The organism is Streptomyces sp. NPDC048172 (assembly GCF_043202595.1).
Classification (GTDB): Bacteria; Actinomycetota; Actinomycetes; order Streptomycetales; family Streptomycetaceae; genus Streptomyces.
The window spans coordinates 635,329-648,596 of the sequence record NZ_JBIDAT010000005.1; the positions used below are offsets into that span (position 1 = coordinate 635,329).

The 13,268-nt window shown below is 76.0% G+C and carries 12 protein-coding genes; 10 read left to right on the forward strand and 2 right to left on the reverse strand.

Going from position 1 to position 13,268, the window contains the following annotated elements; all coding sequences use genetic code 11:
* Nucleotides 1-212: 212 nt before the first annotated feature.
* Genes ACGF3A_RS24590 through ACGF3A_RS24615 form a run of 6 tightly spaced genes read left to right on the forward strand, consistent with a single transcriptional unit; the run spans nt 213 to nt 5,903 of the window.
* Entirely contained in the window at nt 213-1,199 is a 987-nt protein-coding gene (locus tag ACGF3A_RS24590; protein ID WP_393732425.1) for an ABC transporter substrate-binding protein, read from the forward strand.
* Nucleotides 1,196-1,972 (forward strand): ABC transporter permease, encoded by a 777-nt coding sequence (locus tag ACGF3A_RS24595; protein ID WP_393732426.1) that lies wholly within the window; start codon nt 1,196-1,198, stop codon nt 1,970-1,972. Before ACGF3A_RS24590 ends, ACGF3A_RS24595 begins: the two co-directional genes overlap by 4 nt.
* Nucleotides 1,969-2,775 (forward strand): ABC transporter permease, encoded by an 807-nt coding sequence (locus tag ACGF3A_RS24600; protein WP_393732427.1) that lies wholly within the window; start codon nt 1,969-1,971, stop codon nt 2,773-2,775. The genes ACGF3A_RS24595 and ACGF3A_RS24600 overlap by 4 nt, the downstream gene beginning before the upstream one ends.
* Entirely contained in the window at nt 2,756-4,408 is a 1,653-nt protein-coding gene (gene mdlC / locus ACGF3A_RS24605) for a benzoylformate decarboxylase (protein ID WP_393732428.1), read from the forward strand. The genes ACGF3A_RS24600 and mdlC overlap by 20 nt, the downstream gene beginning before the upstream one ends.
* Before the next feature lie 5 nt (nt 4,409-4,413).
* Nucleotides 4,414-5,166 carry an ABC transporter ATP-binding protein gene (locus ACGF3A_RS24610; RefSeq protein ID WP_393732654.1) on the forward strand — a complete coding sequence of 251 codons (753 nt, stop codon included), beginning with the start codon at nt 4,414-4,416 and terminating at the stop codon, nt 5,164-5,166.
* 32 nt (nt 5,167-5,198) lie between these two features.
* On the forward strand, nt 5,199-5,903 hold the full coding sequence (locus ACGF3A_RS24615) for a vancomycin high temperature exclusion protein (protein WP_393732429.1): 705 nt from the start codon (nt 5,199-5,201) through the stop codon (nt 5,901-5,903).
* A gap of 108 nt (nt 5,904-6,011) precedes the next feature.
* Here ACGF3A_RS24615 and ACGF3A_RS24620 read toward each other — a convergent pair whose 3' ends face one another.
* Entirely contained in the window at nt 6,012-6,542 is a 531-nt protein-coding gene (locus ACGF3A_RS24620; protein WP_393732430.1) for a universal stress protein, read from the reverse strand.
* A gap of 139 nt (nt 6,543-6,681) precedes the next feature.
* Here ACGF3A_RS24620 and ACGF3A_RS24625 point away from each other — a divergent pair, with 139 nt between their 5' ends.
* The 4 genes from ACGF3A_RS24625 (at nt 6,682) to ACGF3A_RS24640 (ending at nt 11,628) form a co-directional block, all read left to right on the forward strand.
* Nucleotides 6,682-8,193, forward strand: a complete 1,512-nt coding sequence (locus tag ACGF3A_RS24625; protein WP_393732431.1) for a PLP-dependent aminotransferase family protein — start codon at nt 6,682-6,684, stop codon at nt 8,191-8,193.
* Entirely contained in the window at nt 8,181-9,113 is a 933-nt protein-coding gene (locus tag ACGF3A_RS24630; RefSeq protein ID WP_393732432.1) for a DNA-binding protein, read from the forward strand. The genes ACGF3A_RS24625 and ACGF3A_RS24630 overlap by 13 nt, the downstream gene beginning before the upstream one ends.
* A 63-nt stretch (nt 9,114-9,176) precedes the next feature.
* A complete protein-coding gene (locus ACGF3A_RS24635; RefSeq protein WP_393732433.1) occupies nt 9,177-10,508 on the forward strand; it encodes a hypothetical protein in 1,332 nt (443 codons plus the stop codon).
* Nucleotides 10,509-10,590: 82 nt separating this feature from the next.
* Nucleotides 10,591-11,628 carry an NAD-dependent epimerase/dehydratase family protein gene (locus ACGF3A_RS24640; RefSeq protein ID WP_393732434.1) on the forward strand — a complete coding sequence of 346 codons (1,038 nt, stop codon included), beginning with the start codon at nt 10,591-10,593 and terminating at the stop codon, nt 11,626-11,628.
* 519 nt (nt 11,629-12,147) lie between these two features.
* Here the strand turns inward: ACGF3A_RS24640 and ACGF3A_RS24645 are convergent.
* On the reverse strand, nt 12,148-13,266 hold the full coding sequence (locus ACGF3A_RS24645; RefSeq protein ID WP_393732435.1) for a sensor histidine kinase: 1,119 nt from the start codon (nt 13,264-13,266) through the stop codon (nt 12,148-12,150).
* Between the last annotated feature and the right edge of the window lie 2 nt (nt 13,267-13,268).

The following is a 13,268-nucleotide window of genomic DNA, read 5'->3' on the forward strand; positions in this document are numbered from 1 at the left end:
CAGGCCCGCGCCCCTGACGGGGCGCACCCGTGGCGCCCCGAAGCGCCCCGAAGGGGCTGCTTCAGGGGCGCGGGGAACTGCGCGAGCGACCACGACGCACGCGCGGCCTGCGACGCACCGGCAGGGGCAGCCCCTGCTCAGCGGACCCACTTAGCGGTGCCGTACATGTGACGTATGGTGCGTGATGGACATGTCACGTATGGTGACGGCTCATGAGGATCCAACTGAGCCCCTCAGTAGCGAAGTTGGCCACCATCATCACGGTCACCACCCTCCTGGCGGCAGGGTGCGGCGGATCCGACGACGACGGAGCGGGCGGCGGTGACGGGCCGGAGAAGAAGACCCTCACCGTCGCGGGGCTGCCCCTCGCCGACGTGGCCGGGCTCCATCTCGCCATCGAGCGGAAGTACTTCGAGAAGGAAGGGCTGACCGTCCGCGTCCAGCCCGTGCAGCAGAGCGTCCAGGCGCTGCCCGCGCTGGCCAAGGGCCAGGTGGACATCATCGGCGGCGCCAACTACGTCAACTTCCTCCAGGCCCGCGAGAAGGGCACCCTCGCCACCCGCTACCTGGCGGAGGGCGCGCGCAACGCGCCGCACATGATGGACGTCCTGGTGCCCCGTGACTCGGACATCAAGAGCGCGCGGGACCTCAAGGACCAGCGCGTCGCCGTGAACATCCTCAACAACATCCAGTCCCTCACCCTCAACGGCATCCTCCGCCAGGAGGGCGCCGAACGGCCCGACTACCGGCAGGTCCCCTTCCCGCAGATGGCCACCGTGCTGGAGCGCGGACAGGTGGACGCGGTGCACATCGCGGAGCCGTTCCGCACCGCGCTCAAGCGGAAGCTGAAGACCCGTACGGTCGTCGACGGCGACGCGACCCCCGCCGACGGGCTGCCGCTGAGCGGCTACGCGACCACGAAGGAGTTCACCGAGAAGTACCCGAAGACCGCCGCCGCCTTCGTCCGCGCCCTCCGCAAGGGCCAGGCCCTCGCCGCGAAGGACCGGCGCGCGGTGGAGAAGGCGCTGCCCGCGTACACCGAGATCAAGCCCGACGAGGCCGCCGCCATCAAGCTGCCCGCCTACCCGGAGAAGGCCAGCGCCGCCGAACTCGACCGGCTCATCGAGGAGATGAGACGGCAGGGGCTCCTCAAGAAGAAGCTCACCGCCGCCGACGTGCTCCACGAGCCGGGGAAGTGAGGCTCAGGGACGCGCTGCTGGGCGCGGCGGGAGTGGCCGGGACCCTCGCCGCGCTGGAGACCGCGAGCCGTACGGGAGGGGTGCGGCGCGACTTCCTGCCGCCCGTCTCCGAGGTGCTGGCCCGCGCCGTCGGACTGGCCGGGGACGCCGCGTTCCTGGACGGGGTCGGGGCCACCCTGAAGGCGTGGGCGGCCGGTCTCGGGCTGGCCTGCGCGCTGGCCGTGCCGCTGGGGCTGCTGCTGGGCAGCGTCCCCGCGGTGAACGCGGCGGTGAAGGTGCTCATCGAGTTCCTGCGCCCCGTCCCGTCCGTGGCGCTGATCCCGCTGGTCTCGCTGCTGCTGGGCTCGGGCACGGAGACGACGGTCGCGCTGGTGACGTACGCGAGCGTGTGGCCGGTGCTCTTCAACACCGTCTACGGGCTGGGCGAGACCGACCCGCTCGCCAAGGAGACCCTGCGGGCCTTCGGCTTCGGGCGGCTCGCCGTCGTGCTGCGCGTCGGGCTGCCGTCGGCGGCGCCGTTCATCGCCGCGGGGGTGCGGATCTCGGCGGCGACCGCGCTGATCCTCGCCGTGGCGACCGAGATCCTCTCCGGGTTCGGCGAGGGGCTCGGCATCTTCATCGCCCAGGCGGGCACGGCCACGGACGGCACGCGGGACGTGCTGGCCGGGGTCGTGTGGGCGGGGACGCTCGGGCTGGTGATCAACGGCGTGCTGGTCGCCGCCGAGCGTCGGCTCTTCCCCTGGGCCCCCGGCCACCGTACGGAGCAGGCATGAGGTCCCATCTGCCGCTCCGGGTGGGCGTGCCCGTCGGCGCCGTGCTGCTCTGGCAGGCCGCCGCGGTGCTGCGCGACAGCGTCTACTTCCCGCCCCCGGCGCGGATCGCCAGGCACGCCCACCGGCTCTGGTTCGACGGCCCGGCCTCGCGGCTCTTCCTGACGGACGAGGCGGTGGCCAATGTGCTGCCCAGTGTCGGACGCGTCCTCGCCGGGTTCGGCACGGCCGCCGTCTGCGGGATCGTGCTGGGGCTGGTGCTGGGCCGCTCGCGCACCGCGTACGCGCTCTGCGACCCGCTGCTCCAGTTCGCGCGGGCCGTGCCGCCGCCCGCGCTGGTGCCGGTGGCCGTCGTCCTCTTCGACCTGGGGACGCCGATGCAGCTGGCGGCGATCGTCTTCAGCGCCGTGTGGCCCGTCCTCATCAACACGGCGGAGGGCGTGCGCGGTGTGGATCCGCTGCGGCTGGACGTCGCCGCCGTGCTGCGGATGCCGCTCGCGGAGCGCGTACGGCTGCTGTACCTGCCCGCAGCGCTGCCGAAGATCTTCGCCGGGCTGCGGCTGAGCCTGGCGCTCTCGCTCATCCTGATGGTGTTCTCCGAGCTGCTGCCGGGCACGGCGAACGGTGTCGGCTTCCAGCTCGTCGACGCCCAGACCCGCTCCGACCTGCTCACCGTCTGGGCGGTGCTGCTGCTCCTGGGCGTGCTCGGGCATCTGCTCAACAGCGCGCTGCTGGCCGTCGAACGGCTCGTCGATCCGTACGCCCACCGAGGAGGAGGTGACGCGGATGGCACCCACCGTCCGTAAGTCCGTCCGTGAGTCCGTGCGGGACTTCTGCCGGGACGCCGGGATGACGACGGTGTTCGGCAATCCCGGCTCGACCGAGGTCCGCATGTTCCGCGACTGGCCCGACGACTTCCGCTACGTCCTCGGGCTCCAGGAGTCCACCGCCGTCGCCATGGCCGCCGGGTACGCGCTGGGCACCGGGCGCGCCGCGCTGGTCAGCCTGCACTCGGCGGGCGGCGTCGGGCACGCGCTGGGCTCGGTGTTCAACGCCTACCGGGACCGGGTGCCGCTCGTCCTCGTCGCGGGCCAGCAGTCCCGCGCGCTGCTACAGCTGCGGCCGTTCCTCGGCGCCGACGACCCGGCCCGCTTCCCCGAGCCGTACGTGAAGTCGGCGCGGCAGCCCGAGCGCGCCGCCGACGTGCCCGCCGCCTTCGCCGAGGCCCACCGCCTCGCCATGGCCCACCCCCGCGGCCCGGTCTTCCTCTCCGTCCCCGAGGACGACTGGGACCGCCCGGCGCGGCCCGTGGCCCCGCGCACCGTGCACAGCGCCCACACCGCCGGCCCCGAGGCGCTCGCCGAACTGGCCCGCGCGCTCGACGACGCGGCCCGCCCCGCGCTCGTCGTCGGCCCCGGCGTGGACGCCGAAGGCGCGTACGACGAGGTGGCCGAGCTCGCCGAACGGACCCGCGCCGCGGTCTGGATCAGCCCGCTCTCCGGGCGCTCGGGCTTCGACGAGCGGCACCCGCTCTTCCAGGGCTTCCTGCCGCCCGTCCCCGACGGCCTCTCCGCCACGCTGGCGCCGTACGACCTCGTGCTCGCGCTCGGCGCCCCGCTCTTCACGTACCACCTGGCCGCGGGCGACCCGGACGCGCCGCCCCTCCGCGAGGGCACCGCGCTGCACCACCTCGACTGCGACCCCGCGCAGGCCGCCTGGCTGCCGCTGGGCACCAGCCTCGTCACCACGCTGCGCCCGGCCGTACGGGCGCTGAACGGGCTGGTCCGCAAGGCGGAGCGGCCCGCACCCCCGGCGCGGCCCGCGCCCCCGCCGGCGCGCGCGGGCGACGCGGCCTCCGCCGAACTGCTGCTGGACCTGCTGCGGGAGCGGCTCTCCCCCGGCTCCGTACTGGTCGAGGAGGCGCCCAGCCACCGCGAGATCCTGCACGCCCGGCTGCCCGTCAGCGGCCCCGGGCGCTACCTCACCACCGGCAGCGGCGCCCTGGGCTGGGGCCTGCCGCTGGCCGTGGGACGGGCGCTGGCGGAACGGGAGGCGCCCGCCGGGCCCGAGGGCGCCTCCCGCGTGGTCTGCCTGCTCGGCGACGGCTCCGCGCTCTACGCGGTGCAGGCGCTGTGGACCGCCGCACGCCACCGCGCCCCGGTCACGTTCGTGCTGCTCGACAACGGCGGCTACAGCGCCGTGCGCGGGCTCGGCGCCCGTATCGGCGTCCCCGACGTGCCGGGGACGGCGATCGGCGGCATCGACTTCGCCGCGCTCGCGGCCTCGTTCGGCTGCCCCGGCAGCCGCGTCGAACGGGCCGTGGAGCTGCCCGGGGCGCTCGACCGCGTGCTCGGGCTCGGCCCGGAGGAGGGGCCCGTGCTGCTCCACGTCCCCGTCGTCGCCGACGACACCCCGCCGTACGGCACAGGCGGCGAGTGACGCGCGTGCTGGAGATCAAGGACCTCAGCCACCGCTACGGCGACGGACCGCTCGTCCTGCGCGACATCGGACTCAGCGTGCCCGACGGCCAGTTGCTCACTCTCGTCGGCCCGTCGGGCTGCGGCAAGTCCACGCTGCTGCGCTGCGTCGCCGGGCTCACCCGCCCCACCTCGGGGCGGATCGTGCTCGACGGCACCCCCGTCGACCGCGTCCCCGACCGGCTCGGGGTGGTCTTCCAGGACTACAGCCGCTCCCTCTTCCCCTGGCTCTCCGTCCGCGACAACGTCGCCCTGCCGCTGCGCCGCCAGGGCCTCGACCGCGCACGCCGCCACGAGGAGGCGGCCCGCATGCTGGACCAGGTCGGCCTGGCGGACACCGGACGGCAGCGCCCCTGGCAGCTCTCCGGCGGCATGCAGCAGCGCGTCGCGCTGGCCCGCGCGCTGGCCGCGCGGCCCGCGCTGCTGCTCATGGACGAACCGTTCGGCGCGCTGGACGCGCAGACCCGCGAGGACCTGGAGGACCTGCTGCTGCGGCTGCACAGGTCCGAGGGCATGACGGTCCTGTTCGTCACGCACGACATCGACGAGAGCGTCTACGTCGGCGACCGCGTCGTCGTCCTGGCCCCCGGCCCGGGCCGCGTCCACGCCGACCTGCCCGTCGGACTCCCCGCCGAACGCGACCAGATCGGCACCAGGGGCCTCCCGGCCTTCACCGAACTCCGGACAGAGGTCGGCCGGGCGGTACGCCCCAAGGAGTAGCCCGGCGTGCAACCGTCCGCACACATGTCCGCGTGACACCACTCGTGCAGATACGCGAGCTCCCCCACCGGTTCCGCCGCCTCGTCCCCCGCACCCGGCGGGGCAGGCGCCGCGCCGTCCAGGCCCTGGTGGCGCTGTGCGTGCTCGCGCTGCTCCCCGCCACCTGGCTTCGGCTCACGACGGACGACCGCCTCGCCCGTACGGCAGCGGACGCGCCCTCCGCACCCGTCGCCCTCGTCTTCGGCGCGGGCCTGTGGGACGGCGAGCCCTCCCCGTACCTCGCGCACCGCCTCGACACCGCCGCCGAGCTCTACACCCGGGGCAAGGTCCGCGCGGTCCTCGTCTCTGGCGACAACAGCCGCGAGGACTACGACGAGCCGTCCGCCATGCGCCGCTACCTCGCCGCGAAGGGCGTCCCCTCCCGTCGTGTCGTCGCCGACTACGCCGGGTTCGACACCTGGGACTCGTGCAGCCGCGCCCGCCGCGTCTTCGGCGTCCACCGCGCGCTGCTGGTCAGCCAGGACTTCCACATCCGCCGCGCCGCCGCGCTCTGCCGCTCGGCGGGCGTCACCTCGTACGGCGTCCCGGTCCCCGAACCCCGCGACGCGACCTGGTACGCCAGCTCCCTCCGCGAACTCCCCAGCGCCACCAAAGCCGCCCTCGAAGCCACCTTCACCCCCGACCCCCACTTCCTGGGCCCGGAGGAGAAGGACATCGCCAAGGCCCTGGACCGCTGACGAGGTGCCCCGAAGGGGCGCGGGGAACTGCGCAACAAGCTACGACGCACCCGCAGCCCGCGACGCGCGGCAAGGGGCACGCTCGCCCCGGCTCACCCCGGCCACCCCTCACGGTCCCGCCACGATGTCGGCGACCGTAGCCCGCCGCAAGGCACGCCGGACCCGCCGGGGCACGGCCGGAGCAGGCACCGTGAGGACGGGGACACGTGCGTGGGCCAGCACGTACCGGCGGACGCGCCCCGCACGGGCGGCGCCCACCACGACACGGTCGTCGGGCCCACAGGCCACAGCGCACAGAGCGGGGCCCGGCCGGTCACGGACGACCCGCCGTTCGACGGACGGCACCCCCGTCGGCGTACCGCCGAAGACCTCGTCGAAGGCGAGGTCGAGCCGCGCCCTCGCCTCGCCCTGCCAGTGGCGGAGCCAGTCGCGGTCCGGGCGCCGCAGATACGCGCGTTCGCCCTCCGGCGGCGACCAGGCGGTCACCGCGACGAGCGTGGCGCCGCCGCGCCGGGCCTCCTGCGCGGCGACCCGCAACGCGGCCAGGCTCGCGAGCGAGCCGCTGACGCCGACGACGACCCGGGCGGGACGCCGCCCCCGCCGGTCGGCCCCCGCTTCTCCGTACGCCCGTGCCCGCATACCGGCCGGCCCCCTTCCGTTCAGCGCCCGCCCGCCCCCTCCCCGTCGAGGGCCCGCGCGGACGTCTCCTCTCCGTCGCTCCGGACCGAGTCTGTAGGGTGATTGGCCTGGATGACAGGGCCAATACGGGAGAGTTGGCATGGCCGTAACGCGAGTGGTCCCCACCGTGAGCAGGGCCGCCGTCGGCGCGGAGGCACTCGCGCGGCTCGTCTCCCGTACGGCGGGGGCGGGAGCGGGAACGCGTCCCGGCTATCGGGCGCTCGCACAGGGCGTACGGGCGCTGCTGCTCGACGGCCGGGTCCCGCTCCGCACGCGGCTGCCGGCCGAGCGGGAGCTCGCGGGGGCGCTCAAGGTCTCCCGGGCGACGGTGACGGCGGCGTACGACCTGCTGCGCGAGGGGGGTTACGCGCTCAGCCGCCGCGGCGCGGGAACCTGGACGGCGCTGCCGGAGGGGCGCCGCCCGGCGAACGTGGCCGCGTTCCCCGTCGGCGACGGCATGCTCGACCTGGCGATCGCCGCGCCGCCCGCGCCGGAGAGCGAGCTGCTCGACGCGTACGCCGACGCGGGCCGGGCGCTGCCCCGTCACGCCGCGGCGCCCGGCTACCACCCGTACGGCCTGCCGGAGCTGCGGGCCGCGATCGCCGAGCGGTTCACGCGCCGGGGGCTGGCGACGGTGCCGGAGCAGATCCTCGTCACCACGGGCGCGCAGCAGGCGCTCTCGCTCGCCCTGTCGCTGCTGGGCCGCCCCGGCGACCGGGTGCTGGTCGAGAACCCGTCGTACCCCAACGCGCTCGACGCGCTGCGCCGCGCCGGGCTGCGCGCCGTGCCCGTACCGGTGACCGCGGGCGGCTGGGACACCGAGCTGATCACCGCGGCGCTGCGGCAGACGGCGCCGCGCGCCGCGTACCTCGTGCCCGACTTCCAGAACCCGACCGGGGCGCTGATGCCCCGCGAGGACCGGGTGCGGATCGCGGAGACCGCGCGGGCCACCGGCACCTGGCTGGTGATCGACGAGACGGTGTCGGACATCGCGCTCGACGTGCCCGCTCCCCCGCCGTTCGCCTCCGTCGTCCCGCCGGGCGCGGGCGAACAGCTGCTGACCGTCGGCTCGTTGAGCAAGACCCACTGGGGCGGGCTGCGCGTCGGCTGGATCCGCGCGGGCACCCCGCTCGTGACGGAGCTGGCGACGGCCCGCGTCCCCGCCGACATGTCGAACCCCGTCATCGACCAGCTCGTGGGGCTGGGCCTGCTGGACCGCGAGCACGAGGTGCTGCGCCGCCGCCTCCCGGTCCTGCGCGCCCAGCGCGAAGCGCTCACCACGGCCCTCTCCCTGCACCTCCCGGAGTGGCGCTGGCAGACGCCGCCGGGCGGCCTCTCCCTCTGGGCCGATCTCGGCCGCCCCGTCGCCTCGGCGCTGGCACGTGCCGCGCTGCGGCACGGCGTACGGATCGAGGGCGGCTCCCGCTTCGGCGTCGACCCGGGCACCCACGAGCACCGGCTGCGGATCCCCTTCACGCTCCCGCCCGAAGACATCGAGGCGGCCGTCACCCGCCTCGCCGCCGCGCTCGCGGACGCCGGGGACGAGGGGGACAACGGGAACAACGGGGACGGCGAGGGCCCGGGCGCCGGACGGCGGCATTGGGTGGCGTAGCTGCCGGGCCGGGGCCGGGGGCCGAGGAGGCCCGCGCCGCCGTACGGCGCCTGGTCGCCCTCGACGCCGGGTGCGGGGCCATGGCCGCGCTGCCCGCCGTACGGGAGGCGGCGCGACGGCTGCCAGGCCCCCGTCGGCTGGCCGGGAGCCGGGAGGGGAACGGCGACCGGCTCGCGGCGCTCGCCGAGCTGTACGAGGTGATCGGCTGGATCCTCTTCGACGCGGGCCTCCCCGGCCCCGCCCACCGCGCGAACGCGCGGGCGCTGGCCCTCGCCGACCGCTGCGGCGACCGGTGGACGGCCCGGCTGACCCTGCTCAACAGCAGCATGCTGCTGACCCGCACGGGCCGTCCGCGCGCCGCCCTCGCCGCGGCGGAACGCGCGGCCGCGGGGCCCCGGCCGCTGCCGCCGCGCGTCGCGAGCCTCGTGCTGATCCGGCGGGCCCACGCGGTGGCCCTGCTCGGCGGGGAACGGGACGCGGTGGAGCTGACGGACCGGGCCCGTACGGCGTTCCTGGACGGCGTCTCCACCCGGGACCCGCACTGGGCCTGGTGGATCGACGAGCCCGAACTCCTCGGCCACCAGGGCTGGGTGCGCGCCCGGCTCGGCCACTGGGACCGCGCGCTCCCGCAGCTCCACGCGGCGGTCGCGGCGCCCGGCCCCTCCTACCGGCACCTCTTCGCGGCCGGACTCCTCGCCACCACGGCCCACGCGGGCGCCTGGACGGAGGCCGCGCGCCTCGCGGCGGAGCTGGCCCCGACGGCCGCCCGCACCGGCTCGGCCCGTACGGTCGCGTCCCTGGCGGCCACCGGACGCCACCTGCGCGACCGTGCCGCCGCACCCCCGTACGCGCGGGAAGCGGCCGTACACCTCCTGGAGTCCCTGCCGTCCAGAAGCCCTTGGGATGGCTCCCGGAAATGACGGAAGTCTGACGTCCGCCGCGCCGTCCCCCGCGCGGTGCGGGGCGCGGCCTACGGTTCCCGGGTGAACGCCCAGCCCGCTCGCTCCCGGAGCCGTGACCTGTACGCCGTCGCCACCGTGGCCGTGCTCGTGGCCGCAGCCGTCGTCGTCGGGCACGCGATCGAGCGCGCGGACGCCAGCCTGCGCGTCGGCTGGCCGCCGCTGTACGCGAAGTGGGAGCCGCACTGGGGCCCGGGGACCCCGGCCGCGGTCCTCGTCGCGGCGCTGGTGCTCGCGTACGGGCCGCCGCTCGCGGACCGGCTCCCCCGGCGCGCGCTGCCCCTGGCGGGCTGGGCGGCGTCCGCCGCCTGGACCTTCTCGCTCGCGCTGGTGGACGGCTGGCACCGCGGCTTCGCGGGACGGCTCACCACGAAGTACGAGTACCTGACGGTGATGGACCGCTTCCACGACGTCCCCGCGGCCCTGCGCGGCTTCACCGGCCACATCCTCCTGGACGCCCCGGACAACTGGCCGCCGCACGTGGCCGGGCACCCGCCCGGCGCGACGCTGACGTTCGTGGCGCTCGACCGGATCGGGCTGGGCGGGGGCGCCTGGGCCGCCGCCTGGTGCGTGGTGACCGGCGCCTCGGCCGTCGCCGCGGTCCTGCTCGCCCTGCGGTGGCTGGCGGGCGAGGAGAGCGCGCGGCGTGCCGCCCCGTACCTCGTCCTGGCGCCCGCCGCGGTCTGGGTGGGCGTCTCGGCCGACGGGTACTTCGCCGCGGTCGCCGCCTGGGCCCTCGCGCTGCTCGCGTACGCCGCGACCCGCACAGGGCAGGCGGCCCGTCTCGCCGCACTCGGCACCGGCCTGCTGTCCGGCTGGCTGTGCTACCTCTCCTACGGCCTCGGCCTCCTCGCCCTCGTCGGCGGCGCGGTGCTGCTCGTCGCCCGTACGGTGCGGCCGTTGCCGTTCGTCGTCGCGGGCGCGCTCGTGGTGCCGGTCGTCTTCGGCTCGCTGGGCTTCGACTGGTGGGAGGGGTACCGGCTGCTGGTCGAGCGCTACTACCAGGGCGCGGCGCGCGTCCGCCCGTACGGGTACTGGGTCTGGGCGAACCTGGCCTGCACGGCGCTCGTCGTCGGCCCCGCGTGCGTGGCGGGACTCCGCCGCGCGCCCCGTGCCGCGCGGGACAGCGGGGGGCGCCGGGCCGTCGGACTGCTCGCCGCCGCCGCGCTCACGGCCGTCCTCGTGGCCGACGTCTCGGGCATGAGCAAGGCCGAGACGGAGCGCATCTGGCTGCCCTTCGCGCTCTGGCTGCTCCCCGCGACGGCCCTCCTCCCCGACCGGGCCCGCCGCCCGTGGCTCGCCGCCCAGGCGGCACTGGCCCTGGTCCTCAACCACGCGTTCGTCACCGGCTGGTGAACCTCCCGCCCACGTCTTACGGAACGCGGACGTCGCACGCGTGTCGGTCCCGTCCGGGGACGCTGCCGCCTAGCGTCGGCGTATGCGCGTACTCGTCACCGGCGGGGCCGGGTTCATCGGCTCCCACATCGTCCGCACCCTCGTCTCCTGGGGCCACGAGCCACTCGTGCTGGACGCTCTGCCCGCGCCGCCCGCGCCGCCCGCGCCACCGGAGGGCGTGCCGTGGATCCACGCTGACGTACGGGACGAGGAGGCCGTACGGCGGGCGCTGCGCGGCGTGGACGCCGTGTGCCACCAGGCCGCGAAGGTGGGCCTCGGCCAGGGCGTCGCCGACGCGCCCGACTACGTCTCCCGCAACGACCTGGGCACCGCCGTCCTGCTCGCCGCGATGGCCGCGTCGGGCGTACGGCGGCTGACGCTCGCGGGATCGATGGTGGTGTACGGCGAGGGACGGTACGACTGCCCGCGCCACGGGACCGTACGGCCCGGGCCGCGCGCCGAACGGGACCTCGCGGCGGGGCGGTTCGAGCCGCGGTGCCCGCGCTGCGGGCAGGACCTGGTGCCCGGACTGGTCGGCGAGGACGCCCCCGCCGACCCGCGGAACGTCTACGCGACGACGAAGCTCGCCCAGGAACACCTCGCCACCGCCTGGGCGCGCTCGACCGGCGGCCGGGCGGTGTCGCTGCGCTACCACAACGTGTACGGACCGGGGATGCCGCGCGACACCCCGTACGCGGGCGTGGCCGCGCTCTTCCGCTCGGCGCTGGCCCGTGGCGAGGCGCCACGGGTGTTCGAGGACGGCGGCCAGCGGCGGGACTTCGTGCACGTACGGGATGTGGCGGCGGCCAACGCGCTGGTGTTGGAGACCGTGGACGAACAAGAGCCCGGCACGTGCGCCGCGTACAACACGGGGAGCGGTCATCCGCGCACCGTCGGGGAGCTGGCCCGCTCTCTGGCCACCGCGCACGGCGGCCCGGAGCCGGTGGTCACCGGCGACTACCGCCTCGGCGACGTCCGCCACATCACCGCCAACTCCGAACTGCTCCGCTCCCACCTCGGCTGGAAGCCGGAGGTCTCCTTCGAGGAGGGGATGCGGGAGTTCGCGACGCGAACGGAATAGCCGGGGCCGGGCAGTCCCTGCCCCTTGCGGTGCCTTGCGGGCCGCGGGCGCACCGAGGCGGGCCGCGCGGGCCGCTTCAGGGCGCCACGGGAGCGCCCCCTCAGGGGCGCGGGGAACTGCGCGACAAGCCACCACGCACCCGCAGCCTGCAACACGCCCCGGGGGGCAACCCGGACACAGCCCCCACCGCTCCGAGAACGAAAGCGCCCCGAAGGGGCGCGGGGAACTGCGCGAGCAACCACGACGCACCCGCGGCCTGCCGGACACGGCAAGGGACAGCCCGGGCGCAGCCCTCACCGCGCCGGAAACGCCCCCTCAGGGGCGCGGGGAACTGCGCGGCTAGCCACCACGCACCCGCAGCCTGCAAAGCACCCCAAGGGGCACCCCGAGCACAGACCCACCGCGCCGGAAACGCCCCGTCAGGGGCGCGGGGAACTGCGCGGGCAACCACGACGCACCCGCGGCCTGCCGGACACGGCGAGGGGCAGCCCGGGCGCAGACCCACCGCGCCGGGGACGGCTACGAATGGGCGGGGGAAAGGGGGAGCGTGACCTCGAAGCGGCAGCCGCCGGAGACGTTGCGGACGTCGGCGCGCCCGGCGTGCGCCTCGACGATGCCCCGCACGATCGCGAGGCCGAGCCCCGCGCCGGCGGGCGGCGTCCGGGCGCGGCTGCCGCGCCAGCCGGTGTCGAAGACCCGCGTCAGGTCCTCGTCGGGGATGCCGCCGCACGCGTCAGTGACGGACAGCACGACCGTATCGGCGTGACGTTCGGCGGCGACGGCCACCGTGCCGTCGGCCGGGGTGTGACGGATCGCGTTGACCAGAAGATTGGCCAGCACCCGCGTCATCTCCACCGCGTCGACCTCGACCGGCGCGGGGTCGAGAGGCCCGTCGGCCAAGCGGACCCCGTGCTCGCGGGCGAGCGGCGCGGCGCCCGCGAGCGCGTCGCCGACGAGGTCGTACACGCTGACGCGCGAGCGGCTCAGCGGCAGCGTCCCCGCGTGGACGCGGGAGAGTTCGAAGAGGTCGCCGACCATCCCGTTGAGCCGCTCGATCTCCGTGCGGATCTGCCGGTGGTAGCGGTCGGGGTCCTCCGCCATGCCGTCCTCCAGCGCCTCGGACATGGCCCGCAGCCCGGCCAGCGGGGTGCGCAGGTCGTGCGAGATCCACGCGACCAGCTCGCGGCGTGACGCCTCCAGCGCGCGTTCGCGTTCCCGCGAGGCGGCCAGCCGTTCGCTGGTCGCGGCCAGCTCCTGGCTGAGCGCGGCGAGTTCGGCGGGTACGGGGCGCGCGGGCGCCGCGAAGGCGCCGCCCTCGCCGAAGCCGCGCGCGGCGACGGCCAGGTCGCGGCAGCCCGCCACGATCTGGCGGCCCAGCAGCAAAGCCGTGACGAGCGAGACGGCGGCGGCCATCGCCACCACCGTCGTGACCACCGACAGGTCGTGCGAGGAGAGGAACATCGCCCAGGCCACGGCGAGCGTGCCCGCCAGCATCGCGCCGACGGCGACGGCGGCCAGTACGGCCAGGGAGGCGGCGAGGGAGCGGCGCCGCAGCACGCGCAGCGCCGCCGCGCCCAGCAGTCCGGCTCCGGCCGCGCCGAGGAAGGCGTACAGGGCGATGAGCAGCACGTCACGCACGC

Coding starts and splice junctions, on each gene's coding strand:
- ACGF3A_RS24625 (WP_393732431.1), top strand. CDS start 6,682: ATGGCCGTAACGCGAGTGGTCCCCACCGTGAGCAGGGCCGCCGTCGGC.
- ACGF3A_RS24590 (WP_393732425.1), top strand. CDS start 213: ATGAGGATCCAACTGAGCCCCTCAGTAGCGAAGTTGGCCACCATCATC.
- ACGF3A_RS24640 (WP_393732434.1), top strand. CDS start 10,591: ATGCGCGTACTCGTCACCGGCGGGGCCGGGTTCATCGGCTCCCACATC.
- ACGF3A_RS24600 (WP_393732427.1), top strand. CDS start 1,969: ATGAGGTCCCATCTGCCGCTCCGGGTGGGCGTGCCCGTCGGCGCCGTG.
- mdlC (WP_393732428.1), top strand. CDS start 2,756: ATGGCACCCACCGTCCGTAAGTCCGTCCGTGAGTCCGTGCGGGACTTC.
- ACGF3A_RS24620 (WP_393732430.1), bottom strand. CDS start 6,542: ATGCGGGCACGGGCGTACGGAGAAGCGGGGGCCGACCGGCGGGGGCGG.